Here is a 25,284-nt window from a genome sequence, read left to right on the forward strand (position 1 = left end):
GCCGCCGCCCGCGCTCGCAAAGTCACGGTCCTCGGCCTCTAATTCGCCCGCGCCGCTGGACCGGCGCGTTCCACTCGCTCTCCGCTGCCGCCACCCCAGCGTTGAGCGCGTCCAGGCCCCGGCCTCCCTCGTAGCGAGTCCAGTCGCTCGGGAGGCCGGGGCCTTTCTTCGTACCGGCGTTGAGCGGTACCACGCTCCGCCCCACTGACTTGACGCGGGAGACGCCCGCGGGAACGGAACGAGCCGACCATGGCTGACGACGTCAACGAGACAGAGATCCCCGAGGAGTCCGTGGGAATGCTCCTAGCCCGAGCCGCCTTCGCGGAGCCAGGGAGCCCCGAGCACGCCGAGCACACCGAGGCCGCCGCGCGAGCCGCAGGCATCGTCCCGTGAGCCGCTCCCTGACGTCCGGGTCATGGCACCGCTGGTCCCGGCCGTTCTACACGCCCGTGTCCCTGGCGTCCGGGACGCACGTCCCACGGGCCGACGCTCCCGAGCGTCCCGCCCGCCCCGTTCGTTCGGTGAGCCCGCCGAGCCCGGCGCCCTCCGACGCCCCATCGCTCCGGTTGCACCCGGGCGAAGGAGCCCTCCGCATCTGGAGCGTGCCGTCCCAGGACGACGGCCAGGCTCGCGGGCTGGACGCCGCCGAGGTCGTCCTAGAGCACCTTGTCTCGTCCTGTCCCACTCTCACCCGCAAGGAGGCCCACCGTGGCCGCTAGCAAGTCCCGCAACATCACGACCGCGCCCGGCCTGGTGAGTCTGGCCGACCTTCTCCCGCCCACCGGTCACTACAACGTGAGTGTCGCCCTGCATCCGGAGTCCCTCCGCGAGGTTCTCTCTGGCGACCTCCGGAGGACCACCGCACTCCGCGACCTGCCGCCTGCGTTCAAGGATGGCCCGCTGGCCGCGCCCGGCACCGGCGAGGCCCTCCAGGCTCTCGCGGAGGAGCGCACGGCGCACAACGCCGCGGTCGCGGCTTTCCGCGCCGCCCGCGCCGACCGTGCTGCCCTGCCCTCGGACTCCACTCCCGGCGAGGTCGAGGGTGCCGAGGTTGCTCAGCGCGACGCCCGGCGCGCCGAGGTAGCGGCCGAGCGCGCGAAGGTTGGTGCCGAGCACGATGCGGTGCGCGTCATCTACGACGTGACCGAAGACCTTGTGACCCGACGCCGCGAAGCGTATGCCGCTGCTCGGGCGGTCGCCGTGAACCAGGCGACCGAGGCGATTGCATCTCTGACCGAGGCGCTGACCGTCACCGCGGCTGACGAGTACGTCAACGGCGACCGCACCAAGCCTCGGACCTTCGTTGTGAACACCCCGGCCGGGAGCGAGCATCTTGCCGCGCTCATTCAGCACGTCGAGACGCTGAACGGCACCGCAGAGCCCGAGTGGAGGCAAATCTGATGCCCGTCGGTTTCGACCGTGCCGAGCGCGTCGCCACCGCTCTCCGCCAGCGCGAAGAGGACCACGCTCGCGCGGAGCGTGCCGCTCTCGGCGAGATGACTGCCGAGGACCTGGACGCGATCGCGGCGGCTGCCCGCCGCTGACCCCCGGGGGAGGCGCGACGCCGCGTCTCCACTCCCGGAGTGGCATGGCACCTCCCTGTACGCGCGGGTTTGGAGGTCGCAATCAAACCCGCCGCACCGCGGACGCCCAGACCCACGCGAACCCCTCCCGTCCGCCCGGATCGATGTAGCGAACGTGGACCTGCGGGTGATCGCACACCGTCCATGCATCTGCCTCCGCTGTCTCGGCGAGGAACTCCCTACCGCGCCCGCTCACGACCCACACCCGCACCGGCACCGGCTCCGAAGGCCGCGCCTGGCGTGCACCGTCGCGCGCCGACCGCGGCGCGTCCGTCGCGTGCTCGTGCAGCGGCACCTGTTCCAAGCCCTTCGAACGCACGTTCGAAGCCTACGCCTGCCCGGAGGGCACGCCCTCCGGCCCCGCCCACTGGAGAATTCTGTGACAACCACCGCCCGAGCCCGTGAACTTGTCGAGATGCTCGACGCGGAGAAGCGCCCAGGCGCCCGGCTCGACCTCGCGCGCCGCTATGCCTACACGGGTGACCACGACCTGCCGTACATGCCCCGTCGCGTCGGCCGGGAGTTCCGCGCCCTCGCCGAGTCCTCCCGTGAGCACCGGATCCCTGCCGTCCTCCAGACCCTTTCGGCGCCCCTTCGAGTCGTCGGCTTCCGCACTTCCGGGACAAGCGAGAACGCTGCCCCGTGGGCAAACTGGCAGGCGAACGGCCTGGACGCCAGGCAGGACGGCGTGCACTTCGACGCTCTCGCGGCTGGGGTGTCCTACGTCCGCGTCGTGCCCAGCGGCAACCGCGGCGACGTCGCCGCCATCACCCCGTGCGGGTTCGATTCCGTCCTCGCCCTCTACGCGAGCGCTGACGCCGAGTGGCCCATTGAAGCTATCCACCACGTGGGCCGCGGCACCGACTCCAACGGAGTCACCCGGAACATCTACGACGTCTGGACGCCGTCACACCGCCAGCGCTTCGAAGAGGCCGACCGATCCACCAACACCGACGGCCTCGCTGCTAGCGAGCCGGTGCCACACGGCCTCGGCGTCGTGCCCTTCGTCCGCTTCGTTGAGCGGTTCGGCGCCCCCTGCCAAGGCCTCGCGTCGACGCTGAAGCCCCAGGCCGATCGCTTGAACCGTGCTCTGCTCTCCCTGGAGGTCGTCCAGCAGTACGCCTCCTTCCGCCAGCGTTGGGCGACCGGCCTTGCCATCCCGGTGGACGAGGAGACAGGCGAGCCGCTGGAACCGTTCGAGGCAGCCGTGAGCCGGCTATGGGTCTCGGACTCAACGGATGCCAAGTTCGGCGACTTCGCCCAGAGCGACCCGAGCGGCGTTCTGGCGAACATCGCCGACGCACGGACCGCCATGGCGGTCCTCGCGGGAGTCCAACCGGGCCTCGTGGAGGGTCTGGACGTCGCGGGCGCCAAGGCAGGCGCCGCGGCGACGTCGTCCAGCCTGATGGATCGCCGGATCCGCTCCCTGTCGGCTTCGTTCGGCGAGGCCTGGGAGCAAGTCCTCCGCCTCGCGGCCAAGGTCACCGGCGACTCCCGCGCCGCCTCTGATAATGCCTCCCGCGTCACCTGGGAGACCGTCGAAGCCGAGTCCGTCCAGGCCACGGTGACCGCCCTAGCGACCGCAGTCGGAGCCCTCGGCCTTCCGCCGGAGGCGACTTGGCCCGCCCTGGTTGCCACGATCCCCGGCGCCACTGCGGATGACCTGGAGACCTGGCGCGCCCTGGCCGCCGAGCGCGACGGGACCGTGAGGCTCGCCTCCGACTACGTCCGTGGCGGCACGACCGCGGCCGAGCCCTCCGAACCCGCCGACGGCGCGGCGGTCCTCTCCGAGGCTGCGTGACACCCGAGGAAGTCGCCGCCTGGGAGGCGCTCCGAAAGGCCGTCGCCGCCCGGTCCGACCGGGTCGGCGAAGCCCTCGGCGCCCTCTGGCGAGGCCGAGTGGCGCCTGGGACCTTCGGGTCCTCGATGTCCCGGGCGCGGTTCCTCGCGGACGTCGTGGAGGTTGTCCTGGTCGGATACGGCGACAACGCCGCCGACGCCCTCCGCGCGTACGACCTCGCGCGCAAGGCTGCGGGGCTCGGCCCCCTGCCCGCGGATTTCGCACGCGTCGCGACTGCCGACCCTGGCGCCATCCTCGCGGCCGTGGATGAGACCGTGACTCGACGCCTCGCCTCGGAGGCCACGTCGAGCCTGACGACCGCCCAGGCGGTCCTCGCGGCGGCCTCGGCCAGGGCGGCCACTCTCGCCGCCTACGGCGCCACGGACACGGTCACGACCGCGGTTCGTCGTGACCCCCGTGCGGTCGGCTGGGAGCGTTTCGACGACGTCGGCACGACGTGCCACCGATGCCTAGTCCTCATCGCCCGCGGGCCGGTGTACGACGTGCTTTCGGGATCCTTCGCCCGACACCCTGGCTGTACCTGCGGCGCCCGGGCGGTCTTCCGGGACCGCGGACCCTCCCCGGAGGCCCGCGAGGCGTACGGGCTCTATTTGGCCGTCGACCGTCAAGAATTCGTCTACCCCGACGGGCACCGCTTCGGGGGGCAGCCGCTATCGCTCCGCTCTGTCCTCGCGGCCGAGCGCGCCGGAACGCTGGACGCCTACCGCCCGCCCACGGCGTGACAAAGGCCCCGACCCTCACACCCGAGGGCCGGGGCCTTCCGCCGTTTACACGCCCGGATCTGGCAGGAGCACCGAACGGCCCCACAACTGCCAATCGCCGTCGCTGCGGTGTTGCCAACCGTCCATCTCCATGGCTCGTTCGAAACCATGCTCGCCAATCCGAGACAGCAGCCCCGCGGCCCACGACCGCACGGTGTCCACGCGCTCGTCTGGGATATCGGGGTTCACCGTGAGCCAGTAGGTCACTCCCTCGGGCCGCTTGCCCACGAGGATGCACGCATCGCGGTCCGGCATCTCGCGCCACGCAGCCGGGTCGTGCGGCTCAATCTGTACGTCGCTGGGATCCATCCCGCGATCATCCCTGCGGCCGCTGACACACTCCGCGGGGCAATGCCCTGACATCCGGTGGTCCTTCGCGCGCCACGAGGGCGGAACATAGTGCTGGTGCAGTCTTCAGCGGCCGCCCCGGGTCGGTGCCCGCAAGGCAAGGTGCTCAATTGCGTCGAGCCGGCAGTTCGCCCGCGCTGCTAGTGGGATGCTAGTGCCGAAAATTCTTCCTTCACTTTATCGTCCATCCCGTGCCAGATCTCGTCGATACCGACCCGGAATTGGTCAGACGTTGAGGTGGCGAGATATTCCTCAAACTTGATATCGATTCCCAGAATGGTTACCACCATAAAGAACCAGGCGGCCATGGACATTTTGTGACGATCGGTCTCGGCGTCGCTTGGCCCGGGGTGTCCAGGTCCATGCTTTCGGACAAGCTGATTGATTCTGGCGAGGTCTTCGTCGGTCATCTCGAATTCAAGATTGTGAACCGCGTTGTTTCTGTCGCGATTCATGATTCGAATGCTGCTCATAAGTTCCGATGATGCAAGGCCGATGGCGTCGACCATTCTCGCTTTCTGCGAGAAGGTGAACCGGTCGCCGAGCGCTGTCGGGCGTTTGAAATGTCGACGAAGGGTCTCGTCCATTGCGTGCTCGACCCAAAGATGTCCCTTCAGGAACATGGTCATCGAGTTCTCTTCGCGGTAGACCTGCCGCCCGAACGCTTCGAAGTCAAAGAGCATGTTCGAAGTATGGCGGCGATGCTCTTGCTCGCCAAGGTTGAAGCGCGGCCTTCGGGCACTCGGTTGCGTCCGGTGCGTCAGACGCTGCCCATATGCTCGCCTCATGACGCCCGCCGATGCCCTCCGCAACGCGCGCCCCCGCATCCAAGCCGCCCTTGCCGAGGGCTCGTTCCTGGCTGTCCAGGAGGCCCAGGGCTCCGGAGCGACAGACGCCGAGGCGGCCGAGATCCTGGCGGCCTACGGCGCTGGCTGGCGCGAGATGGCGGAGTGGCTCGACGCGCGCGGCGCGACGGCGTAGCCTCGGCTTCGAAAGTTCATCCTTTCTGCCCGGCGCCCGGAGTTCTACTGTCCGTCCGTGCCTAACTCCGGCGGTCGGCGACTCGCGATAGTCGCCCTTGCGTGCTCGTTGACGGTCGGCCCTGCCGCGGGAGCCGTCGTTGGGTACGCGGTGGCCGACGCGAAGGCGTCGCAAGGGCCGGAGGGGCCAGCGGGACCGCAGGGCACGAGGGGCGCAACGGGTGAGTCTGGTCCCCAAGGTCCGCCCGGGGTGTCCCTGTCCGGCGCTGTTGTCCTCAAGAGTCGATTCGGCTCCTGCCCTGACGGCACTTGGTGGCTCATCGGCGATTCGGTCTATATCGCCGATGGCGAGGAGCGCGACCTCTGCGAGGTTGAGTAGTCAAATTGCGACGAGTGTGCAAGCCGTGTGCCCGCGAAGTGCGAGATTTTGGGCGGTCCGGCCTAACGCTGAGGTTCAATATCTTCCAGACCTTGAAGCCCTAGATGTCGCCTCGCTTCATCGACGAGCCGATTCACCGCTTTGCGAATCTTCTTTATCTCGTCGCTGGAGAGGTCTTCGTGATCGTCGAAGTTCAGCACTCTGCTCGCGGTTGTGATTAGGTTGTCAAGTGCATCGCAAATGTCTCTTGATGCCACGAGACTGATGCTTGCGGTCAGCGTGAAGGCCCGCTCCCAGGCGGCCCTGCTGCGCTTCTCGCTCTTCTTGTAGATGGGAGATTCTGCGCGGCTGGTATTGACCGTGTCACGGATTAGCTTTCGCATTTCCTCACTCGGATCAGCCGTGAGGTTGTGTCCGATGACAACCTCCGTTGCCTCTCCCAATTTCTGTTCAAGAACCCAGACCATACCTTTTGTAAAGGCTCCTCGTCGGGAGCGCTCTTTAATCAGGGTTTCGACAACTCCAACGAGTTCGGCGACGTACTGTCGAATGTCGCCGTCCCAGCGGATCGCTTCCGATCGTCCCTGCCTGCGTCCTTCGAGAATCCAATTAAACCAAAAGCCCAGCGCTCCACCGACTATCAGGAAGGATCCTGCGATCGCGGGCACCCCCCACCACGGCGCCGCAGTGCTCTGGGCGGCGGCCATGAGGCTAGACATGGGCGACATAGGTGGAAGATAGCAGTTGAGTCATGAGGCGTCGACCGAAACGAATTGTATTCCCCGCCTTACGCCAGGCCCCGACTAATGGCGCGATGGTCCACGACGAGAGGCCCGCATCGGCGCGGGCGGCGATGGGAGGCTAGGAAGCCACGGTCCGCAACCGCCGCGCGACAGCCGACGCATGGCACCCGAACGCCGCGCCGACCTCGCGCAACGTCGCGCCTCCGTCACGCATGGCGCGCATGGCCGCGACGTCGCCCAGGGCCGCAAACTCGCCGAATTCGTCGCCCTCTGCTCGGCGCTCACGATCACCGGCGCGCCGTCCGTAACGGGCGCCGCAACACGTGCACCTTGTGGTACAGCCAGTGTTGTTGCGAGGACGTGCGACGCTTGCGAGCGTCCGAACCCGCTGCCCCGCACACGCAACGCGAGCCCGGCGAACGTGTAGGCGAGAGTTCTGGGGGCGACCATTGCGGGTTCCGTCTGCGCGAGCCTTGGGCCAACGGCGACACGTCGCGACATCGGCGAGGGCCGCCGCCGAGGCTTTCCTCGACGACGACCCTCGCGATGAACGACCTCAGGCCGCCTTGTCGAACCACTCCCACATGTCCTTGTCGAGCCATCCCTGTCGGGCCTGGCCCGTGATGTCGACGCAGAACAGGCTGGTCGACTTGTCCATGACGGCACGAAGCGTGTCGGACACCGAGTACGGCGTGAGCCCGACGCCGCTGACGGCCCACGTGGAGTCCATGAGGTGGGCCCACCCCGGGAACTTCTTGATCGCCTCGTGCACAGCCTTGTAGTCCTGGCCGGGCTTGTTGAGGTCGTACGTGATGAGGATGGTGGCCATGCGCCTACCTCCGATCCGTGAGGCGGCTCATGGCTGCTGCACGCGGTGCGCCGTTGCGCGATCCGCGTTCGCCGGGTCTAGGGTGTGATTGCCTACCAAGCGAATCACCCGCTCGTCCCGCCAGGCTTCGGCCATTCCCGCGGTGGGATGAGCGCCGCCTCACTGCGTGGAGTCTGGCATCTGTCACTGACACCCAGAACGCGACACGCCGAGGCGACGTCCAAAAGCCCGGGCCTGCCGTGTGGCAGAGTCCGGGCTTTTGTAGTTGAGGCCGGGGTATCTCGCTACGCTGCCCGCAGGATCGATGCAGGTCTACGCGGCATCGTTCACCGTGGGTGTCCCAATCGGCACGCGTCACGCTCTGTCGGCCCCATCTAGCACCCGACAGCCCTCGAATCTCGCCGAGGCGATGTCTGACGGGGCCACCGGGCCCTCACCTAGCGACTGCGGCGAGGCGCCGCGACACGGTCGAAGCATGGACCCCGAATCGCTCGCCGATCGTTCGAAGCGACGTTCCTGCGTCGCGCATCGCGAGCATGGCCGCGATGTCGTCCGCGGGGTCGTCGTCTCTCTCGCTCACGGCGTCTGCAACGTCGTCCGCGGGGGTGCTGCACTCGGCCGCCTCCGGCGCGTCGCTGGCCAGTTGTCTCGCCTCGGGAGCAATTAGCGACGCGAGGGTGTGCGTCGTGACGAGCACGACAACTGGCGCGAGCCCGACGACCGCAACGCCCACCGCGACGCGCACTGCCTCGCCGACGTGCAGGCCGAGCCCGTGCGCGACGTTCGCCGCAACACTGACGACCGCCAGGACGCCCAGGCTCGCCCACTCCACGCGCGCCCCGCGCCCCTGCCCCCGGCGCACGAGCGCGGCGTGCGAGAACGCGAGCGCGCCGCCGTCGGCGAGCACGGGCGCACACCACGCAAGCGGACCGCGCACCCCCGCCCATCCCGCAACGGCCACGAGAGCCGACGCCGAGAGTGCGAACGAGACCGCGGCGACGATCCCGACGAGTGCCGCCACGGCCCACACGATGCCCTTGTTGCTCACGTCTTCCCCTCTCACGCGCCGACCGGCGCGGCGTACTTACTTCCCTGTCGGGCCGCGGCGATCGCCGCCCGGATGCTGTCCCGTGCGATGCGGGCCGCGGGGGAGTGCGTCGTGGCCCTGGCCGCCCGCTCGGCGACACGCTCGGCTGCCCTTCGTCGCTCCCGCTCGGTCCGCGCCTCGGCGTCCCTGGTGGCCCGTTCCGCGGCCGTAGCAAAGCCCCTGGAGCGTCCAGCGCGGATCCGGGCACCGAGCCAGCCCCACACGTCCCGCACGCCCTCCAGAGCCCACACACGACCGGCGCCCCCGGCCTCGGCGATCCTGAAGACGTCGGCCACCCTCGCGGTCTCGACGGCCTCGCCAAAAGCCCGAGCGAGCACGTCCGCCAGCCCGCCGAGGTGGCGCCCCTCCGGCGCGAGACCTGGCGACCGTCGGGCGACCTCGGCCGTGAGCCGCTGGAGCGCGAGGGACCGCGGAGCGGTGTCCCTGGCCGTCGTCTGACGCTTGCGCTTGGTCCCGGCGCGACGCGCCTGGGGGAGTTGAGACTTCCTGGAGATACCCGAGACCTCTACGAGGTCCGGGTGGGCGGCACCGATCGGCTCATGCGTGAGCGCCCACACCGACGCCGTCACGATGCCGCCACGCCCCAGCGCACGCCGCGCCTGCCGCTCGGCGCGCGTCAGGTGGCGACCACGCACGGCCTCAACCGCGAGCCCCTCGACCGCGAGCCACGCCCGCACGTTGCGGACGGACCGCTCCGACACCTCGGCCCGCTCGGCGATCGTCTCGACCGCCAGCGCAACACCGCGCCCGGTATGGCCGTCGGCTGCCGCGGCGAGTACCTCGGCGACCGCGAGGCGCACCCGAGCCCGCCGAGGCTGCCCAGCCGCCCGCTCGGCGACGAATGCGAGCCACGTGCGCCGCGAGGCCCACACCGGGACGTGCGAGTAGGCGCCCGGCTCCACAACGTCATGCCAAGCCCGACGACGCCCCCGACGGGACGCCGACGGGCGGCCCGCCCCCGAAGTGGGAGCGGGCGAACCCGCCGCGCTCACGCGGCGACGGCCTCGGAGAAGAACGCGGCGCCGAGGCGAACGCGCTCCACGACCACGGCCAGCACGCGAGCCCAGGCCGCCGCATCCTGGAGCGAGAGCCCCGCGTCCCGCACGTCGTCACGCTCGGCGAGCACGAGGAGGACGCGCCCGTGGAGTACACCGGAGACCGGGAGCCTGGTTGTCTCCTGGGCGTCCACGACGGCGCGGCGGAGGAGTCCATCCGCCTGGGCGACCTCCTCGGCGAGGCTCGGCGCTGGGAGGCTCTTGGGCTCGGCCGCCGTCGTGTGGTCGTCGGCCTCCCACGAGTCCGACCACTCGGCCTGCCAATCGGCGATCGTCGCGACCGCTTCGGCGACCTCGGCCGCCCCGGCCTCGGTCGGGTCGAACGCCGACGCGCCGCACTGGAGGCAGTCACGCCGGTACTGGTCACGCCGCATCGTCGCGGCGTGCAGGCACTCCAGCGACTCCGCGCCAGACGCATAGAAGAAAGTAGGGTTGTGCACGTCGGTGTCTCCTCACCGGCCATGCCCTCGGACGGTTGCCGCCGTCGCGAGGGCTCCTTCGTCGGTGACCCAACGCGGTGCCGCACAATGGGCCTGTGACCGCTACATCCCGCCTGCCCCGCGTCCGCGCATCCGAACTCGTCGGGCGCGGCTGGCTGAACACCGGCGGTCGGGACTTGTCACTGGCCGATCTGAAGGGCCGTGTCGTTGTCATCGACTTCTGGACCTTCTGCTGCATCAACTGCCTGCACGTGCTGGACGAGCTGCGCGAGCTGGAGGAGCGGCACCGCGACGAGCTGGTGATCGTCGGTGTCCACTCGCCCAAGTTCGCGCACGAGGCGGACCCGGTGGCGCTCGCGGCCGCCGTCGAGCGGTACGAGGTGCACCACCCCGTCCTCGACGACCCGGAGCTCGTCACCTGGGGCGCTTACACCGCGCGCGCCTGGCCGACGCTCGTCGTCGTCGACCCGGAGGGGTACGTCGTCGCGCAGATGGCGGGGGAGGGGCACGCGTCCGCGATCGAGGCGATCGTCGAGGAGCTGGTCGCCGAGCACGAGGCCAGGGGCACGCTGCACCGCGGCGACGGCCCGTACGTGCCGCCCGAGCCGACCGCGGGCACGCTGCGGTTCCCCGCCAAGGCCGTCACGCTGCCGGGCGGGAACCTGCTGGTCGCGGACGCCGGGCACCACTCGCTGGCCGAGCTCGCCCCCGACGGCGAGACGCTCGTGCGGCGCATCGGGTCCGGGGAGCGAGGCCTGGTCGACGGCGCGCCCGACGGCTCCGGCTCCTCGACGGCACGGTTCAGCGAGCCGAACGGCCTGTGCCTCGTGCCCGCCGGGCTGCGGGCGTCGCTCGGCTACGACGTCCTCGTCGCGGACACCGTGAACCACGCGCTGCGCGGCGTGCGCCTCGCCGACGGTGCGGTGACGACCGTGGCCGGCACGGGCGAGCAGTTCATGGTCGGCGGCCAGGAGAACGTCGTGCGGGACATCGAGCCCGGTGCGCCCGGCGAGACCGGTCCGTTCGACGACGGCGCCTCGTACGCCGCGCGCCGCGTCCGGCTGTCCTCGCCGTGGGACGTCGAGTGGTCCGGAGCGTTGGGTGCGTTCGTCGTCGCGATGGCGGGCAACCACACCCTGTGGTCGTTCGACCCCGTGGGCGGCAGGGTCCGGCTGCTGGCCGGGACGATGAACGAGGGCCTGGAGGACGGCCCCGGCGACGGCGCGTGGTTCGCCCAGCCGTCGGGCCTCGCTCCGGCGTCCGGCGCCGACGTGCCCGGTGGCCTGTGGCTCGCCGACGCGGAGACGTCGGCCCTGCGGCTCGTCACCCCCGACCTGTCAGGGTCACCTGCTGGTTCTGATGCTCCTGGTCCTGACAACTCAGAAGCCCGGGAGCTGTCAGGTTCTCGTGCAGGTTCTGATGGTCCTGGGCCTGACAGCTCGGCCGGGTCGGGCGGGGTGACCGTCACGACCGTCGTCGGGCAGGGGCTGTTCGACTTCGGCCACCGGGACGGCCCGGCCGCCGACGCGCTGCTGCAGCACCCGCTCGGCGTCGCCGCCCTGCCGGACGGCAGCGTCGTCGTCGCCGACACGTACAACGGCGCGCTGCGCCGCTACGACCCCGCCACAGGTGAGGTCACGACCGTCGCGACGGGCCTCGCCGAGCCCAGCGACGTCGTCGTGCAGGTCGCGGACGACGCGGGGTCGCCCGCCGTGCACCTCCTCGTCGTGGAGTCCGCCGCGCACCGGCTCACGCGGGTCGCGCTGCCGGCCGACCTCGCCGGCCGGGTGCTCGACGGGGGCGCGCACCGCGTCGCCCGGCCGGCCACCGAGGTCGCACCCGGCCCGCTGCGGCTCGACGTGCCGTTCGTGCCCGCGCCGGGGCAGAAGCTCGACGACCGCTGGGGCCCGTCCACCGAGCTGCGGGTCAGCGCCACCCCGCCCGAGCTGCTGCTCGACGGCGCCGGTGACGGCGTGGACCTGGTGCGCGACCTCGTGCTCAACCCCGAGATCTCCGAGGGCGTGCTGCACGTGACGGCGAAGGCGGCGTCGTGCGACGTCGTGCCGCTGGGCCCGGACGGCGAGCCCGACCCGGACGTCTTCCCCGCCTGCCACCTGGCGCAGCAGGACTGGGGCGTGCCGGTGCGGGTCACCCCGACGGGTGAGGCGGCGCTCAGCCTTCCCCTGCGCGGCTGAGGCATCGGTCGGCTTTGATGAGAGGAGCCTCATCGGGGCCACACGGTCGGCTCATTCACGGCGCGGACGGTGGTGCGTGTCCACACCCGGACCGACACGGAGGTTTCATCATGAGAACCACCACGTTTCGCGCCACCCGCACCGGGCGGCTGGCGGCACTTTCTCTTGCGACGCTGACGGCGGCGGGCCTCTCGGTCACGGCCACCGCCACGTCGGCCCAGGCGGCGACCCCCACGTGCCACGGGCTGCGCGCCACGATCGTCGGCACGAACGGTGCGAACGAGATCAACGGCACGTCGGGTCGTGACGTGATCGTCGCGCGCGGCGGCGACGACGAGATCGACGGCCGCGGTGGGCACGACGTGATCTGCGCGGGCGGCGGCGACGACGAGGTCGAGGGCGGTTCCGGCAACGACTGGATCCACGCCGGCAGCGGCCACGACGAGGTCGAGGGCGAGCGCGGCAACGACCGCCTCTACGGTGGTACCGGCAAGGACGACCTGGAGGGCGACTCCGGCCGTGACAGCATCAGCGGCGGGAGCGGCAACGACCACATCGAGGGCGGTTCAGGGCGAGACCGGCTCCACGGCGGTTCCGGGCGCGACCTCGTCGAGGGCGAGGGCGGCCGCGACCGCGTCAGCGGCGGCTCGGGCCAGGACGTCGTGCGCCAGGGCAGCGCCTCCGAGCGGGTCGAGGACCGCTGGGAGGACAGGTACGGCCACGATGACTGACCGCACCGGTGACTAGGGTGTCCACGTGATCTCACCGCACGTGCTCGTGGCCGGTCCCGCCTCGTGGAACCGGGTCGTCCACGTGGACACCCTGCCGGAGCCGACGCCGCACACGACGTTCGCCCGTGACAGTTACGACGTCGTGGGCGGCACGTCGGCCGGCAAGGCGCTCAACCTGTCACGGCTCGGGCGCACCGTCGTGCTGCGCACGGTGCTCGGGGACGACGACGAGGGCCGCCGGGTGCGCGAGGCGCTCGCCGGCGGGGGCGTCGGGCTGATCGTGGAGCCGTCGCCCGACGGGCGCACCGAGAGCCACCTCAACCTCATGGACGGGGACGGCGGGCGGCTCTCCGTGTACCTGCGCGCGCCGGGGGCCGTTCCGGCGTCGGGTCCGGGCTGGGCCGCGACGCTCGCCGCGCTGGACGACGCCGAGGCCGTCGTCGTGGACCTGGCGCTGCCCGCGCTGCCCGTGCTCACGGCAGCGTTCGAACGGGGCCGCGATGTCTGGGTGGACCTGCACGACTACGACGGCTCCGCCGACTTCCACCGCCCGTGGGTCGAGGCGGGGTCGCACCTCTTCCTGAGCTCCGACCGGCTGGCCGACCACCGTGCGTTCATGGCCGCGCGGCTCGACGCCGGGGCGCGGCTCGTCGTGTGCACGCACGGGGCGCGGGGGGCCACCGCCCTGGACGCGGACGGCTTCGTCGACGTGCCCGCGGTGGCCGTGCCCGACGTCGTCGACACGAACGGCGCGGGCGACGGGTTCTTTGCCGCGTTCCTCGACGCCCACTTGAGCGGCGCGGGCGTCGGGGCCGCGATGCGGGCCGCGGCCGCGCACGCGGCCGACGTCGTGCGGGGCCGGGGCCTGGCGCCCGGCGCCTGACGCCCGACCGCTGGCACCGAGGCGCCCGGCCGCCGTCAGACCAGGCCCGCGTCGCGCGCGACGACGGCCGCCTGCATGCGCGACGTCACGGCCAGCTTCGCCAGCACCCGCGAGACGTGCGTCTTCGCGGTGGCCTCGGTGATCACCAGCTCGGCGGCGATGCCCTGGTTGGACAGCCCGCGCCCGAGCGCCGCGAGCACGTCCGTCTCGCGCGGCGTGAGGCCGGCGAGGCGGGGGTCGGGCGCCGGCCGACCGTCGCCACCGGGAGTCCCGGCGGCGGGCACCGGCCCACCGGCGTAGCCCGCGAGCACGCGCCGGGTCACCTCCGGCGCGAGGACCCCGTCTCCGCGGGCCACCCGGCGCACGGCGTCGAGCAGGGCCGCGGGCTCGGCCGACTTCAGCAGGAACCCGGCGGCCCCCGCCCGCAGGGCGCCGTCGACGTACTCGTCGAGGTCGAAGGTGGTGAGCACGAGCACTTCCGCCAGCCCCTCGGCGCGGATGGCACGGGTCGCGTCGATCCCGTCCACGCCGGGCATGCGCAGGTCCATGAGGACGACGTCCGGCCGCAGCGACCGGGCGTTCGCCACGGCGGACGTCCCGTCGGCGGCCTCGCCCACCACGTCGACGTCGTCCGCCGCGTCGAGCAGCAGCCGCAGCCCGGCGCGGATGGCTGCGTGGTCGTCGGCGATCAGCACCCGCACCGGCGTGCGGCCGGTGGCCGTCATGGCCGGACCTCCGGCACCGGGACGTGGGCGCGCACGACCCAGCCGTCGTCGTCGAGCCCCGCCTCCAGGCTCCCGCCGAGGCCTTCGGCCCGCTCGCGCATGGTGACCATCCCCGTGCCCGCGCTGAGAGCGGGCTCCGCCAGGGGCACCCGGGCCCCGGAGGGCGACGCGTTGCGGACCTCCAGCAGGACGCCGGTGCCGGCTCGCGCGAGCCGCACGTGGACCGGTGCGCCTGGTGCGTGCTTGCGGGCGTTGGTCAGGGCCTCCTGCGCGATGCGGTGCAGGGCCTGGCCCGCTGCCGCCGGCAGGGCGGTCTTGGCCATGTCGTCCGGGTCGTCGACCGTGACGTCCACGCCGGCGTCGCGCGCGGCCCCGACGAGGTCGTCGAGCCGGTCCAGCCGTCCGGGGGCGGTCAGGGGGTCGCGCGGCGCGTCCGCGCGCAGCAGCTCGATCATCGAGCGCATCTCCGACAGGGAGGCGACGGCGCTCTGGCGCACCTGCGTGAGGGCGGCCCGGTCCCGCTCGGTGTCCGGCGGGCTCGACAGCACCGCGCCGGAGTGGATCGCGATCGTGGACAGGTGCGAGGCGATGACGTCGTGCAGGTCGCGGGCCATGGCCGCGCGCTCCGCCTGCACGGCTTCGTGGCGCTCGGCGGCGCCGAGCCGCACCAGGTCTGCCGCCCGTTCCCGCTCGAGCTGCGCGGCCAGTGCCGCGGAGTCGGCACGATCCCGCTCGAGCGCGGCGAGCTCGGACTTCTGCCGCACGTTCGTCGCCCACCACATCGGCACCAGGAGGACCGCACCGATGTTCAGGCCCGTGTACACGAAGGCGCGCACGTCCCGCTCCACCTCGCCCGCGACGACCGCGACACCCACCGTGACCGCGAGCATCGTGACCCACAGCCACCGGCGCGCCGTCGGGCGGGTCCACATCGCCGCCGCGTACAGCAGGTCCCAGAACACGAGCAGGACCGCCAGGCTGCCGCCCCAGGTGATGTCGACCGCGGTGACGGCGACCCCGCCCGCGAGCGCGGTGAGGGGGTGGGTCCGCTTGGCGAGCGTCAGGGCGCACCCGAGGGCCAGCAGCGCGACGCGCCACCACGGTTGCGGCGTCACGCTGCCCAGCACGCCACCGGAGAACAGGTCCACCAGGCCGACCTCGAGGAAGAGCAGGCCGAGGAGGAACAGCATGACCGCGGTCGTCACGTCGCCGCGGCGGTCGTCGCCGCCCCAGGTCTCCAGCAGCGTGCGCAGCCGGCGCTCGGCGGTGTCCACACTCACCGTGCCATCCCAGCACAGGTGGCCGGCCGGCGGATCGCCCGAAGGGTGTACGACGCGCCGGGGCCCGGCACGACGGCGCCGGAGGATCACTCGTTCGGCCGACGACGGCGCCCGCGGCGCGCCGCGAGGATCGTCGGCATGGAAATCCTGGACCTCGGTGGCATCGAGGGTGCCGGGCTCGGCGCCATGGCCGGAGTGCTCGTGGTGCTCGCGCTCGTGGACTCGACCAGCTTCGGCACCCTGCTCATCCCCGTGTGGCTGCTCATGGCGCCCGGCAGGCTCCGGCCGGCACGGCTGCTCGCGTACCTGGGCACCGTCGCGGGCTTCTACCTCGCCGTGGGCATCGCGGTCATGCTCGGGGCGGGCGCGCTGCTCGCGCTGTACGGGGACGTCCTCGAGTCCCGGCCCGTCATGATCCTGCAGCTCCTGCTGGGCATCGGCCTGTTCGCGATCAGCTGGCGCTTCGACGGCAAGAAGGCCGAGGCCCGCGCCGAGCGGCGCGGCGGTCGCCCCGGGCGCCTCGTCCGCTGGCGGGCGCGGGCGATGGGGGTGGAGGCGGTCGCCGCCGGCACCGCTGGCACCGCCGGAGCGGAGCTCGCCGTGGGGGGTTCGCTCCCGGCGCCGACGACGGCGTCCGCGCCCACCGGCTCCGCGCCCACGGCCTCCGTGGCCGCGCGGCCCTCCTTGCTCCCGCTGCTGGGGCTGGCGCTCGGCGCGGTCGCGCTGGAGGTGGGCACGATGCTGCCGTACCTGGCGGCGATCGGTCTGATCACGACGTCGGACCTGCCGACCCTCACCGGGGTGGGCGTGCTCGCGGTCTACTGCGTGGTCATGGTGCTCCCGGCGCTGCTCCTGCTCGGTGGGCGGCTGCTGGCCGCGCGGTTCGTCGATCCGCTGCTCCGCAGGCTGGAGAGGTGGCTGACCAAGAACGCCGCGGACATGACGGGGTGGGTGCTCGGCATCCTCGGCGTGCTGCTGGCCCTGGGTGCGATGGGCAACCTGGGCTGGACGGGCTGACGGCGGAGGCCGGGCGTCGGCGCGGGCGCCGCGCGTCAGCGAGGCGGGTCGAGCTCATCGAGCTCGTCGAGCTCGTCGAGCAGTCGTGCCAGGTTGGCGCGCGCGAGTCCCGACTGCCACTCGGCCTGGTCCGGTGGGTAGCCGCGGGGCACCACCTCGACGACGAGCAGGCACGCGAAGTAGGCGCGGTACAGCCGCAGGCGGGTCCAGGCCTCGCGGTCGCCCGAGCCGGGGGTGCCGTCGCCGAGACCCGTCTCGCGACCGGCCTCCCGGTACCCGGCCAGCAGGTCGGGATCGACGGCACCCGTGCTGAACTGGTCGGCGCCGACGAGCTCGAACAGCGGGTCGCCCCACAGCGCGCGCTCGGCGTCGAGCACCCCCGTGACGCGCTGCGTGCCAGGGTCGAGCAGGAGGTTGCCTGCCCACAGGTCCGCGTGCACGAGCCGTGGCGTCGTGACGGTGGCGAGGACGTCGCGGTGTGCGGCCACGGCCGCGGTCAGCCGGGCCGCGGGCAGGTCCACCGCCCAGCGGGCGGCGTCGTCGAGCACCGCCGCCACCATCGCGGCGAACGCGTCGGGCCAGGTGTCCCGCGCCAGCCCGGACCCGGGGGCGGGGTACCCGTACCGCCCGGCGACCGGCAGGGAGTGCAGCCGGGCCATGAACGCCCCGAGCGAGCGTCGGGCGCGGGTGGTGCCGACCTGGTCCAGGTCGAGCTCGCTCCACAGATCGCCGTCGAGGAACGTCGTGACCATCGCGTCACCGGCGACGTGGCGCCGGGTCGCGTCGTGCAGCAGCACCCGCGGCAGCGGCAGGCCCGCAGCGTGCGCGAGGCGGTTCACCTCGACCTCCGTGCCGAGCAGGCCGCGCTCGTAGCGCAGCAGGCGGGCCTGGTCGGCGCCCGTCACCTTGACCACGACGCGGCGGCCGTCGACCAGGTCTGCCCGCAGCACGCTCGCGAACAGCCCGCCCGCCAGCGGGGCGACCTCCCGCACGGCGCCGAGCGGGTCGAGGACCGCCGCCACCTGGGCGTCGCTGACCGGTGTCTTGGTGAGCATGCGCGCGAGCGTAGCGGCCGGTTCCGACCGGGCCGCTACGTCGCTGCGTCGCAGGGGGGCGTCCGGCGAGCTCAGCGAACCCGCCGGCGGTAGCGCGCGACCGCGAGCCCGTAGGCGACGGCGAGGATGCCGACGAGCCACGCGAGGGCGACCCAGATGTCCGCGCCGACGGGCTGCTGGGCGAACAGGGCCCGGACGGTGTCCACGATCGACGTCACGGGCTGGTTCTCCGCGAACCAGGCGACCGGGCCCGGCATCGTCTCGGTGGGCACGAAGGCCGAGCTGACGAACGGCAGGAAGATCAGCGGGTAGCTGAAGGCGCTCGCGCCGTCGACGGTCTTCGCGGAGAGCCCGGCGATCACGGCCAGCCAGGTCAGTGCGGACGTGAACAGGACCAGGATGCCGGCGACCCCGAGCCAGGCGCCCACGGACGCCCCGGTACGGAACCCGATGAGCAGCGCGACGCCGATGACGATCGCGACCGACACGATGGTGGCGAGCACCGACGTGAGCACGTGGGCCCACAGCACGCTCGAGCGCGCGATCGGCATGGACTGGAACCGGTCGACGATCCCGCCCTGCAGGTCGAGGAACAACCGGTAGGACGTGTACGCGACGCCGGACGCGATCGTGATGAGCAGGATGCCGGGAAGCATGTAGTCCACGTAGGACTCTCCGGAGCCGGTGTCGATCGCGCCGCCGAGCACGTAGACGAACAGCAGCATCAGGGCGACGGGCGTGACGGCGGTGGTGATGATGGTGTCGGGGCTGCGCAGGACGTGACGCAGGGAGCGGCCCGTGAGGGCGCTGGTGTCGGCGAGGGCGGCGGTGCTCATCATGCTTCCTTCCGGGTGCTGGTCGGCGCTTCGGTGACGAGGGCGAGGAAGACGTCCTCGAGGGTCGGCTGCTTCTCGACGTACTCGACCGTGGCGGGCGGCAGGAGCTGCTTGAGCTCGGCGAGGGTGCCGTTCTGGAGGATCGTGCCGTCGTGCAGGATGGCGATCCGGTCGGCGAGCTGCTCCGCCTCCTCCAGGTACTGCGTGGTGAGCAGCACGGTGGTCCCGCCGGCGGCGAGGGCCCGCACGGTCTGCCACACCTCGATGCGGGACTGCGGGTCGAGGCCCGTGGTGGGCTCGTCGAGGACGATGACCGGAGGGTCGCCGATGAGGCTCATCGCGATGTCGAGCCGACGCCGCATGCCGCCGGAGTAGGTGCCCGCCCTGCGGTCACCGGCGTCGGTGAGCGAGAAGCGGGCGAGCAGGTCGTCGGCCACGGCCCCCGGGTTCTTCAGGTGCCGCAGCCGCGCGACGAGCACGAGGTTCTCGCGGCCGGTGAGGACCTCGTCGACCGCGGCGAACTGGCCGGTGAGGCTGATCGTCCTGCGGACGTCGGCCGCCTGCGTGGCGACGTCGAAGCCCTGCACGGTGACGGTCCCGGCGTCGGCGCTCAGCAGCGTCGACAGGATGCGCACGAGCGTGGTCTTGCCCGCGCCGTTCGAGCCGAGCAGCGCGAGGATGCTCCCCGCGCGGACGTCGAGGTCGACCCCGCGCAGCACGTGCAGGTCGCCGAAGGACTTCTCGACGCCCCGTACGCGGATCGCGGGTGCCTGGGTCTGGTCGGTGGTCATGGGGTCTCCTCGGGTGGGGGCGTGGCGTCAGGGGCGCCGGACGACGATGTCGCCGTAGCCGGTGCTGGCGTGGACCTCGGCGGTCGACTCGTCGTCCACCGGGCCTTCGGCCGGGGTGAGCTGGTTGCGGACCTTGCCGTGCTGCGACTCGACGTCGAGGTACGCCGCGGTGCCGTGGGGCACGCCGACCTCGATCGCGCCGAAGGAGGTGGTGAGCGTGGCACTCCCGGACACGAGGCTGCCGACCCGGACGTCGCCGTTGGCCGACCGTGCGACGACGGTGCCGCGGACCTGGTCGACCGTGATGTCGCCGTGCGCCCCGTGCACCTCGAGGGCGCCGGTGACGGTGCCGACGGCGGTGCCCCCGGCGCTCGTGCGGATGCTGGCCTGGCCCGCCGCGTGGTCGACGCGCACGGAGCCGGCGCTCGCCTTGACGTCCGCGGTGCCCCGGGCCTGGCCCACGGTCACGGAGCCGGCGGCGACCTTGACCGCGAGCCGGTCCACGTCGTCGACCCGGACGTCGCCGGCCGAGAGCGTCATGTCCACGACGGCGAGCGGGCCCTCGGTCTCGAGGCTGCCCGCCTTGCCGCGTACCTCGGAGCTCGTGGGCAGCTCGACCGTGATGTCGGCGGTGCCGGCCGCGAAGGGGAGGACGTACTGCTTCCACGAGCCGGGGAAGGTGATCGTGATCGTGTCGCCGTCGCGGGCGACGCGGACGTCGGCGGCGGCGCGCGTGCTGCCCGACCGCGAGGGGTCGGTCGGCAGCACGGTCACGACGACGTCGTCCCGTGCGGAGGCCACGACGCGCAGGTTCGCGAAGGGGACGTCCACGACGACAGGGACGGGGTGGGGGGCGGGGAAAGTGGGCATGACGAAGCTCCTGTGGTGGTGTCAGGCTGCTGAAGTGTGGTGTCAGTAGTGGTGTCGGTGAGGCGAGGTGCTCAGCGCACCCAGCCCGTGACGCGGCCGGCGCCGCGCCGGCCAGGGCTCGGCCGGGACTGCTCGGCCGGATGACGTGCGGGTTGCTCGAGCGCGGCGGAGACCGCCCGCACGAGCCACGTGTTGACCGAGACGCCGTCGCGCGCCGCGGCGACCTCGACCTGCGCCTTGATGCGGTCGGGCAGGCGCAAGGTGGTGCGGGTCGTGGAGGTGTCCTCCGGCGAGGTCTCCGCGGCAGGTGCCGCGGGCAGAGCAGGCACGACGTGCATGGCGGGCGCGGCGGGGCTCGACGGCGAAGGCAGGGCCGGCGTGACGACGAACTCGGGCGAGCCGCCGCGCAGGCGGAGGTCGACGGCGCCGGGGGCGAGGTCCGCGGAGATCTCGCCCACCGCGTCCGAGAGCGCGTCGAGCAGCACGAGCCGGGCGGCGGAGTCGAGCGGGGCGGTGAGACGGTCTGCGAGCTCGCGGGCCTCGTCGCCGCCGGCGGCCGCGGCCGTGGCGAGCTGGCGACGTAGCGTCTCGACGTATCGGTTCAGGTCCATGACGCCACTATGACACCACCATGGTGTCATCGCAAGGGGTATGGCGTCACCGGGTGCTCAGGCCAGGAGCGCGGGCAGCTCGAGCAGCGAGTCGACGACGGTGGCGCGGGCAGCTTCGGGACGCTCCGCGTGCAGGTGGCCCCAGGGGCCGCGGCGGATCAGGATCGGCCGCATCCCGGCGTCGGCCGCGGGCAGCACGTCGTTGTCGAGCCGGTCGCCCACGTAGGCGATCTCGGCCGCGGGGACGCCGCTGAGCTCCGCGACCTTCGCGAAGAAGCCCGGGTCGGGCTTCTGGACGCCCCACTCGTCGGACGTGCGGATCGCGTCGACGGGCAGGTCCATCGCCTCGAGCGCCGCGCGGGCCTGCGGCGGCTGGTTGCCCGCGATGACGACGGCGAGCCCGGCGTCGTGCAGCGCGGCGAGTCCTTCGCGCACGTCGGGGTACAGGTCGTCGGCGTCGAAGTTCTCGCGCAGGCCGTCGGGGTCGTCGTCGGCCCAGCGCGCGATCTCGGCGTCGACGTCCAGCCCCGGCCGGACGAGGTCGAAGGCGTGCCGGTGCGGCCTGTCGAGCGCCGCGCAGGCGCCGAGGACGCCCAGGAACGTCAGCGCCGGCACGCCGAGCCGACCCGCCCAGCGGGTCCAGATCCGGGTCTCGTCGATGAGGGTCTCGCCGACGTCGAAGACCACGGTGCGCACCATGCGCCCGACCTTAACCGGGGTTCACCGGGTAGCGTGTCGGGAGTGGGGTCAGTCGACGTTCAGCGTCTCGTCAGCCGGGGTGGCGAGGATGTCGGGCATGCCTGAGACGACGATCCCCGTCAGCCTGTCGACCGCGTCCGTCTACCCGCGGCGCGCGGCGTTCGCCTTCGAGGCGGCGGCGGAGCTCGGGTACGACGGCGTCGAGATCATGGTGTGGTCGGACGACGCCACGCAGGATCCCGCGGCGCTGACCCGCCTCGCCGCCGACCACGGCGTGCCCGTGCGCTCGATCCACGCGCCCACGCTGCTGGTGAGCCAGCGGGTGTGGGGCCGGGCTCCGGCGTCCAAGCTGCGCCGGAGCGTCGAGATGGCCGGAGAGCTCGGGGCGAGCACCGTCGTCGTGCACCCGCCGTTCCGCTGGCAGTACAAGTACGCGCGTCAGTTCCAGGAGCTCGTGCACGAGCTCAACGAGAGCGGCGACGTCACCATCGCCGTCGAGAACATGTACCCCTGGCGGCCCCGGTCGAAGGGCGAACGCGAGCTCAAGGCCTACCTGCCCGGCTGGGACCCCGCCGACCACGACTACGACGCGGTGACCCTCGACCTGTCCCACGCCGCCGTCGCGCAGCAGGACGGGCTGGAGCTCGTGGCCGGGTTCGGCGACCGGCTGCGGCACGTGCACCTCGCGGACGGCACGAGCTCGGCGCGCGACGAGCACCTCGTGCCCGGCCGGGGCGACATGGGCTGCGACAAGGTCCTCGAGGAGCTGTCCCGCCGCGGCTACGCGGGCGACGTCGTCGTCGAGATCACGACGCGCAAGGCGCGCACGGCCCACGAGCGGCATGCGGACCTCGAGGCCTCGCTGCGCTTCGCCCGGGCGCACCTGGCGCCCGTCCCGGAGCCCTACACGCCGCCCGCCCCCGAGCATCGTCACCGCCCGGCCGACGCCTGGGAGTGACGCCGGGGCGCCTCGGGCGGCGCCTGGATGTCAGGCCGGGGCGCCTCGGGTGGCGCTCGGGAGTCAGGCGGCGACGCCGCGGGCGCCCACGGCGCGCAGGACGAACGCCTCCGCGGCGCGGATCGCCCGCTCGCGGGCGACGGGGTCGTCCGGGATGAGGCGCCCGGAGAGGCAGGCGTTGACGAGCTGCACGGTCGGCTCGATGTCCTGCTCCGGGAACTCACCGAGGCCGATGCCGGCCCGCAGGATGCGCTTGAGGATCGACTCGACGATCTCCGCGTGCTCGCGCAGCCGGGACTGCGTGGAGCGCGACAGCACCGAGCGCAGGTCCGGGCCGGGGGCGAGGTGGAAGACGCGGGCGAGCTGCGCCTGCTGCCGGATGTACGTGCGCAGCTGCTCGACGGGGTCGGAGACGTCCGCCAGCGCCCGCTCCAGGGTCTGCGCGTACTGCTCCGTCTCGTGGGTGATGAAGCCCAGCAGCAGCGCCTCCTTGTCCGGGAAGTGGTTGTAGACCGCGGTGCGACCCACGCCCGCTGCCGTCGCGATGTCGGCCAGCGTGATGGAGTCGAAGCCTCGTTCCGCCATCAGCGTCGACAGGGCGGCGAACAGCTTGTGCCGGGTCATCTGGCGGTGCTCGTGGAGGCTGTTGCCGATGATCTTGGGCATGCTGACATCATAGGCACTCGTTGTCAGCACCTCTGACCACGGGCCGGGCGTTATGGTGCAGTTGTGACGGACTCCACGACACCCCGCCCCACGCCGGGAGACGCCGGCGTCCCGGACGCGATCGTCCCCGACACCAAGGACTGGACCTGGGTGCTCCGGGAACGCTGTCCCGAGTGCGGGTTCGCCGCCGCTCAGGTGGAGGTGCCGGACGTCGGTGCGGCGGTCCGCGACTCGCTGCCGCGCTGGCGGGCCGTGCTCGCCCGGCCGGACGCGCGGGAGCGCCCCGAGCCCGGCGTGTGGTCCCCGCTCGAGTACGGCGCCCACGTCCGCGACGTCTTCCGGATCTTCGACGAGCGGCTCGGCCTCATGCTCTCGCAGGACGACCCGCTGTTCGCCAACTGGGACCAGGACGTCGCCGCGATCGAGGGCGGCTACGCGTCGCAGGACCCGGCCCGGCTCGCGCACGAGCTCGAAGAGTCCGGCGCCGTCGTCGCCGACCGGTTCGACGGGGTCGACCCGGCGGACGTCGGGCGGGTCGGACGACGGTCGGACGGGTCGCAGTTCACCGTGCGAACCCTCGGCCAGTACTTCCTGCACGACATCGTGCACCACCTGTACGACGTGCGCGCCTGAGCCTCCCGTCGAAGCCCACCGGCGGTCGTCGGGGCTGCCGTGCGGCGCCGCGCGGCCGCCCGCCGTCGCTCGGTGCCACGCATCGTGACCGGCTTGTCACACGATCGTCATAGACCGTGACCTGCGGGATCACTAGCGTCCTGGTATGTCACCCGTCCAGACGCTCGTCCCCGCGGAGCACGCGTCGGACCATGTGCTCGTCGTCCCCGCGGCTGCTCTCACGGTGCCGGACCTCGCGCCGGCCTGGTTCGACGACGTGGACTGGCTGGTCCCGCCCCGGACCACCCGAGAGCCGAAGGCCGTCGGCGCGAGGTTCCGGGGGATGCGGACGGCGGAGGTGGTCGCCGCCGAGCCCGGCGTGCTGAGGCTCGGCGAGGTGCATCGCGCCGTCGGGCCCTTCCCTGTCGCCGCCGAGGCCGCCGAGGCCGTTGGGGTCGTCGGGGCCGCCGAGGCCGTCGGGGTCGTCGGGGCCGCTGGCCCCGCCGAGGCCTGGGCGCTCGGTCGTGCCGACGGCCTGCCCGACGTGCGCGGGGTGCGACCCACGTCGTACGACGACCGTGACGGCATCCGCCGCGTGTTCGCGAGCGGGCTGCCCGAGGGTCCCGAGCTGCACCTGGTGCGCTGGGGCGTCGCCGTGGCACGGCGGGCCGGCGGGGTGCTGCTCGCGGACGGTGCCCAGGCGCTGCGGCCGGATCCGGAGGGCGGCGTCGACCTCGTGCTGCACGCCGACCGCGCGCTCGACCCGGCCGAGCTCCTGGCGGCGGTCCGGTCGGTGGTGGCGAACGCCCAGCCGGCGGACCGGACGCCCGGCGCCTCGTACGGCGTCGTCGCGTCCACGTCGTACGACGGGAGCCTCCTGGCAGACGTCGTCCCGGGCGCGCCTGCGCCTGGCGCGACGGCGACGGTCGGTGGCGGCGTGGCCCACCGGCTGCGCTGGCTGCCGCCGGACCCTTTCGAGCTGGAGGTGGAGCACCCCTCCGGGCTGCACCTCATCGCCCGGTCGCGCGTGCGGGCGCTGCTCGCCCGGCTGGCGATCGTGCTGGCGCAGCGGGCCGGGGGCGAGGTGGTCGACGACGGCGGTTTCGCGCTGCGCAACCCGGACCTGGAGCGCCGGACGGCGGCGGGGGCGTCCGGCGTCCGCGCCTGGAGATCGTGAAAGTTGTCCACAGCCCTGTGTGCAGACGGACGTCTGAACGGCTCAGAGCGCGCTCACCTGGGGCGTTCCTCGTCCGTGCGGGTCCCGGGGC

At 72.5% G+C, this 25,284-nt stretch carries 29 protein-coding genes; 13 read left to right on the top strand and 16 right to left on the bottom strand.

The window, feature by feature from the left end; genetic code table 11:
* Window positions 1–249: 249 nt before the first annotated feature.
* The 5 genes from LEP48_RS01265 (at window position 250) to LEP48_RS01285 (ending at window position 4,166) form a co-directional block, all read left to right on the top strand.
* Complete coding sequence (locus tag LEP48_RS01265; RefSeq protein ID WP_225563701.1) at window positions 250–393, top strand: hypothetical protein; 144 nt, start codon at window positions 250–252, stop codon at window positions 391–393.
* A gap of 315 nt (window positions 394–708) precedes the next feature.
* On the top strand, window positions 709–1,401 hold the full coding sequence (locus LEP48_RS01270) for a hypothetical protein (protein ID WP_225563702.1): 693 nt from the start codon (window positions 709–711) through the stop codon (window positions 1,399–1,401).
* Window positions 1,401–1,544 carry a hypothetical protein gene (locus tag LEP48_RS01275; protein WP_225563703.1) on the top strand — a complete coding sequence of 48 codons (144 nt, stop codon included), beginning with the start codon at window positions 1,401–1,403 and terminating at the stop codon, window positions 1,542–1,544. The genes LEP48_RS01270 and LEP48_RS01275 overlap by 1 nt, the downstream gene beginning before the upstream one ends.
* A gap of 418 nt (window positions 1,545–1,962) precedes the next feature.
* Window positions 1,963–3,384: a phage portal protein gene (locus tag LEP48_RS01280; protein ID WP_225563704.1), complete on the top strand. Its 1,422-nt coding sequence runs from the start codon at window positions 1,963–1,965 to the stop codon at window positions 3,382–3,384.
* Complete coding sequence (locus LEP48_RS01285) at window positions 3,381–4,166, top strand: VG15 protein (RefSeq protein ID WP_479691261.1); 786 nt, start codon at window positions 3,381–3,383, stop codon at window positions 4,164–4,166. The genes LEP48_RS01280 and LEP48_RS01285 overlap by 4 nt, the downstream gene beginning before the upstream one ends.
* Window positions 4,167–4,211: 45 nt before the next feature.
* Here LEP48_RS01285 and LEP48_RS01290 read toward each other — a convergent pair whose 3' ends face one another.
* Entirely contained in the window at window positions 4,212–4,514 is a 303-nt protein-coding gene (locus LEP48_RS01290) for a hypothetical protein (RefSeq protein WP_225563706.1), read from the bottom strand.
* A gap of 179 nt (window positions 4,515–4,693) precedes the next feature.
* Window positions 4,694–5,236, bottom strand: coding sequence for a hypothetical protein (locus tag LEP48_RS01295; RefSeq protein WP_225563707.1), 543 nt, complete (start codon window positions 5,234–5,236; stop codon window positions 4,694–4,696).
* Between the two features lie 103 nt (window positions 5,237–5,339).
* On the opposite strand from LEP48_RS01295, the gene LEP48_RS01300 reads away from it, so the two are divergent.
* On the top strand, window positions 5,340–5,534 hold the full coding sequence (locus LEP48_RS01300) for a hypothetical protein (RefSeq protein WP_225563708.1): 195 nt from the start codon (window positions 5,340–5,342) through the stop codon (window positions 5,532–5,534).
* A 440-nt stretch (window positions 5,535–5,974) separates the two neighbouring features.
* On the opposite strand, the gene LEP48_RS01305 is transcribed toward LEP48_RS01300, so the two are convergent.
* The 5 genes from LEP48_RS01305 to LEP48_RS01325 all read right to left on the bottom strand — a co-directional run bounded on the left by LEP48_RS01305 (window position 5,975) and on the right by LEP48_RS01325 (window position 10,087).
* The gene (locus LEP48_RS01305; protein ID WP_225563709.1) at window positions 5,975–6,619 is read right to left on the bottom strand and encodes a hypothetical protein; all 645 of its coding nucleotides are present in this window, start codon (window positions 6,617–6,619) and stop codon (window positions 5,975–5,977) included.
* A gap of 592 nt (window positions 6,620–7,211) precedes the next feature.
* Window positions 7,212–7,484, bottom strand: a complete 273-nt coding sequence (locus LEP48_RS01310) for a hypothetical protein (protein ID WP_225563710.1) — start codon at window positions 7,482–7,484, stop codon at window positions 7,212–7,214.
* Between the two features lie 433 nt (window positions 7,485–7,917).
* Complete coding sequence (locus LEP48_RS01315; RefSeq protein WP_225563711.1) at window positions 7,918–8,532, bottom strand: helix-turn-helix domain-containing protein; 615 nt, start codon at window positions 8,530–8,532, stop codon at window positions 7,918–7,920.
* An 11-nt stretch (window positions 8,533–8,543) separates the two neighbouring features.
* The gene (locus tag LEP48_RS01320) at window positions 8,544–9,392 is read right to left on the bottom strand and encodes a hypothetical protein (protein WP_225563712.1); all 849 of its coding nucleotides are present in this window, start codon (window positions 9,390–9,392) and stop codon (window positions 8,544–8,546) included.
* A 188-nt stretch (window positions 9,393–9,580) separates the two neighbouring features.
* Window positions 9,581–10,087: a hypothetical protein gene (locus LEP48_RS01325; protein WP_225563713.1), complete on the bottom strand. Its 507-nt coding sequence runs from the start codon at window positions 10,085–10,087 to the stop codon at window positions 9,581–9,583.
* A gap of 95 nt (window positions 10,088–10,182) precedes the next feature.
* Between LEP48_RS01325 and LEP48_RS01330 the strand changes: the two genes are divergently transcribed.
* The 3 genes from LEP48_RS01330 to LEP48_RS01340 all read left to right on the top strand — a co-directional run bounded on the left by LEP48_RS01330 (window position 10,183) and on the right by LEP48_RS01340 (window position 13,896).
* A complete protein-coding gene (locus LEP48_RS01330) occupies window positions 10,183–12,282 on the top strand; it encodes an NHL domain-containing thioredoxin family protein (protein ID WP_225563714.1) in 2,100 nt (699 codons plus the stop codon).
* Window positions 12,283–12,392: 110 nt separating this feature from the next.
* Window positions 12,393–13,013 (top strand): calcium-binding protein, encoded by a 621-nt coding sequence (locus LEP48_RS01335; RefSeq protein ID WP_225563715.1) that lies wholly within the window; start codon window positions 12,393–12,395, stop codon window positions 13,011–13,013.
* A gap of 25 nt (window positions 13,014–13,038) precedes the next feature.
* The gene (locus tag LEP48_RS01340) at window positions 13,039–13,896 is read left to right on the top strand and encodes a carbohydrate kinase family protein (RefSeq protein WP_225563716.1); all 858 of its coding nucleotides are present in this window, start codon (window positions 13,039–13,041) and stop codon (window positions 13,894–13,896) included.
* Between the two features lie 35 nt (window positions 13,897–13,931).
* Here LEP48_RS01340 and LEP48_RS01345 read toward each other — a convergent pair whose 3' ends face one another.
* Window positions 13,932–14,621: a response regulator gene (locus LEP48_RS01345; protein WP_225563717.1), complete on the bottom strand. Its 690-nt coding sequence runs from the start codon at window positions 14,619–14,621 to the stop codon at window positions 13,932–13,934.
* Window positions 14,618–15,901 (bottom strand): sensor histidine kinase, encoded by a 1,284-nt coding sequence (locus LEP48_RS18665; RefSeq protein WP_225563718.1) that lies wholly within the window; start codon window positions 15,899–15,901, stop codon window positions 14,618–14,620. The genes LEP48_RS01345 and LEP48_RS18665 overlap by 4 nt, the downstream gene beginning before the upstream one ends.
* 138 nt (window positions 15,902–16,039) lie before the next feature.
* Here LEP48_RS18665 and LEP48_RS01355 point away from each other — a divergent pair, with 138 nt between their 5' ends.
* The gene (locus LEP48_RS01355) at window positions 16,040–16,918 is read left to right on the top strand and encodes a GAP family protein (RefSeq protein WP_225563719.1); all 879 of its coding nucleotides are present in this window, start codon (window positions 16,040–16,042) and stop codon (window positions 16,916–16,918) included.
* Between the two features lie 35 nt (window positions 16,919–16,953).
* On the opposite strand, the gene LEP48_RS01360 is transcribed toward LEP48_RS01355, so the two are convergent.
* The 6 genes from LEP48_RS01360 to LEP48_RS01385 form a co-directional block, all read right to left on the bottom strand.
* Window positions 16,954–17,973 (bottom strand): phosphotransferase family protein, encoded by a 1,020-nt coding sequence (locus tag LEP48_RS01360; RefSeq protein WP_225563720.1) that lies wholly within the window; start codon window positions 17,971–17,973, stop codon window positions 16,954–16,956.
* Window positions 17,974–18,044: 71 nt separating this feature from the next.
* Complete coding sequence (locus LEP48_RS01365; protein ID WP_225563721.1) at window positions 18,045–18,809, bottom strand: ABC transporter permease; 765 nt, start codon at window positions 18,807–18,809, stop codon at window positions 18,045–18,047.
* Complete coding sequence (locus tag LEP48_RS01370; protein ID WP_225563722.1) at window positions 18,809–19,600, bottom strand: ABC transporter ATP-binding protein; 792 nt, start codon at window positions 19,598–19,600, stop codon at window positions 18,809–18,811. Before LEP48_RS01370 ends, LEP48_RS01365 begins: the two co-directional genes overlap by 1 nt.
* Before the next feature lie 27 nt (window positions 19,601–19,627).
* Window positions 19,628–20,470 (bottom strand): DUF4097 family beta strand repeat-containing protein, encoded by an 843-nt coding sequence (locus LEP48_RS01375; RefSeq protein WP_225563723.1) that lies wholly within the window; start codon window positions 20,468–20,470, stop codon window positions 19,628–19,630.
* Between the two features lie 71 nt (window positions 20,471–20,541).
* Window positions 20,542–21,081, bottom strand: coding sequence for a histidine kinase (locus LEP48_RS01380; protein ID WP_225563724.1), 540 nt, complete (start codon window positions 21,079–21,081; stop codon window positions 20,542–20,544).
* A 57-nt stretch (window positions 21,082–21,138) separates the two neighbouring features.
* Window positions 21,139–21,780 carry an HAD family hydrolase gene (locus tag LEP48_RS01385; protein ID WP_225563725.1) on the bottom strand — a complete coding sequence of 214 codons (642 nt, stop codon included), beginning with the start codon at window positions 21,778–21,780 and terminating at the stop codon, window positions 21,139–21,141.
* 97 nt (window positions 21,781–21,877) lie between these two features.
* On the opposite strand from LEP48_RS01385, the gene LEP48_RS01390 reads away from it, so the two are divergent.
* A complete protein-coding gene (locus LEP48_RS01390) occupies window positions 21,878–22,738 on the top strand; it encodes a sugar phosphate isomerase/epimerase family protein (RefSeq protein ID WP_225563726.1) in 861 nt (286 codons plus the stop codon).
* 63 nt (window positions 22,739–22,801) lie between these two features.
* On the opposite strand, the gene LEP48_RS01395 is transcribed toward LEP48_RS01390, so the two are convergent.
* Window positions 22,802–23,404 carry a TetR/AcrR family transcriptional regulator gene (locus LEP48_RS01395; RefSeq protein WP_225563727.1) on the bottom strand — a complete coding sequence of 201 codons (603 nt, stop codon included), beginning with the start codon at window positions 23,402–23,404 and terminating at the stop codon, window positions 22,802–22,804.
* 63 nt (window positions 23,405–23,467) lie between these two features.
* On the opposite strand from LEP48_RS01395, the gene LEP48_RS01400 reads away from it, so the two are divergent.
* Both LEP48_RS01400 and LEP48_RS01405 read left to right on the top strand, forming a co-directional pair.
* Window positions 23,468–24,037 carry a DinB family protein gene (locus LEP48_RS01400; RefSeq protein ID WP_225563728.1) on the top strand — a complete coding sequence of 190 codons (570 nt, stop codon included), beginning with the start codon at window positions 23,468–23,470 and terminating at the stop codon, window positions 24,035–24,037.
* Between the two features lie 145 nt (window positions 24,038–24,182).
* Complete coding sequence (locus LEP48_RS01405) at window positions 24,183–25,193, top strand: hypothetical protein (protein ID WP_225563729.1); 1,011 nt, start codon at window positions 24,183–24,185, stop codon at window positions 25,191–25,193.
* Window positions 25,194–25,284 lie beyond the last annotated feature (91 nt).

Source organism: Isoptericola luteus (assembly GCF_020297055.1).
GTDB lineage: Bacteria > Actinomycetota > Actinomycetes > Actinomycetales > Cellulomonadaceae > Isoptericola > Isoptericola luteus.

Bases quoted from the DNA above. Each gene is read 5' to 3' on its own strand.
- LEP48_RS01265 (WP_225563701.1), top strand. From the start codon at position 250: ATGGCTGACGACGTCAACGAGACAGAGATCCCCGAGGAGTCCGTGGGA.
- LEP48_RS01275 (WP_225563703.1), top strand. From the start codon at position 1,401: ATGCCCGTCGGTTTCGACCGTGCCGAGCGCGTCGCCACCGCTCTCCGC.
- LEP48_RS01290 (WP_225563706.1), bottom strand. From the start codon at position 4,514: ATGGATCCCAGCGACGTACAGATTGAGCCGCACGACCCGGCTGCGTGG.
- LEP48_RS01295 (WP_225563707.1), bottom strand. From the start codon at position 5,236: ATGCTCTTTGACTTCGAAGCGTTCGGGCGGCAGGTCTACCGCGAAGAG.
- LEP48_RS01300 (WP_225563708.1), top strand. From the start codon at position 5,340: ATGACGCCCGCCGATGCCCTCCGCAACGCGCGCCCCCGCATCCAAGCC.
- LEP48_RS01305 (WP_225563709.1), bottom strand. From the start codon at position 6,619: ATGGCCGCCGCCCAGAGCACTGCGGCGCCGTGGTGGGGGGTGCCCGCG.
- LEP48_RS01310 (WP_225563710.1), bottom strand. From the start codon at position 7,484: ATGGCCACCATCCTCATCACGTACGACCTCAACAAGCCCGGCCAGGAC.
- LEP48_RS01335 (WP_225563715.1), top strand. From the start codon at position 12,393: ATGAGAACCACCACGTTTCGCGCCACCCGCACCGGGCGGCTGGCGGCA.
- LEP48_RS01345 (WP_225563717.1), bottom strand. From the start codon at position 14,621: ATGACGGCCACCGGCCGCACGCCGGTGCGGGTGCTGATCGCCGACGAC.
- LEP48_RS01355 (WP_225563719.1), top strand. From the start codon at position 16,040: ATGGAAATCCTGGACCTCGGTGGCATCGAGGGTGCCGGGCTCGGCGCC.
- LEP48_RS01360 (WP_225563720.1), bottom strand. From the start codon at position 17,973: ATGCTCACCAAGACACCGGTCAGCGACGCCCAGGTGGCGGCGGTCCTC.
- LEP48_RS01365 (WP_225563721.1), bottom strand. From the start codon at position 18,809: ATGAGCACCGCCGCCCTCGCCGACACCAGCGCCCTCACGGGCCGCTCC.
- LEP48_RS01370 (WP_225563722.1), bottom strand. From the start codon at position 19,600: ATGACCACCGACCAGACCCAGGCACCCGCGATCCGCGTACGGGGCGTC.
- LEP48_RS01375 (WP_225563723.1), bottom strand. From the start codon at position 20,470: ATGCCCACTTTCCCCGCCCCCCACCCCGTCCCTGTCGTCGTGGACGTC.
- LEP48_RS01380 (WP_225563724.1), bottom strand. From the start codon at position 21,081: ATGGACCTGAACCGATACGTCGAGACGCTACGTCGCCAGCTCGCCACG.
- LEP48_RS01385 (WP_225563725.1), bottom strand. From the start codon at position 21,780: ATGGTGCGCACCGTGGTCTTCGACGTCGGCGAGACCCTCATCGACGAG.
- LEP48_RS01390 (WP_225563726.1), top strand. From the start codon at position 21,878: ATGCCTGAGACGACGATCCCCGTCAGCCTGTCGACCGCGTCCGTCTAC.
- LEP48_RS01395 (WP_225563727.1), bottom strand. From the start codon at position 23,404: ATGCCCAAGATCATCGGCAACAGCCTCCACGAGCACCGCCAGATGACC.
- LEP48_RS01405 (WP_225563729.1), top strand. From the start codon at position 24,183: ATGTCACCCGTCCAGACGCTCGTCCCCGCGGAGCACGCGTCGGACCAT.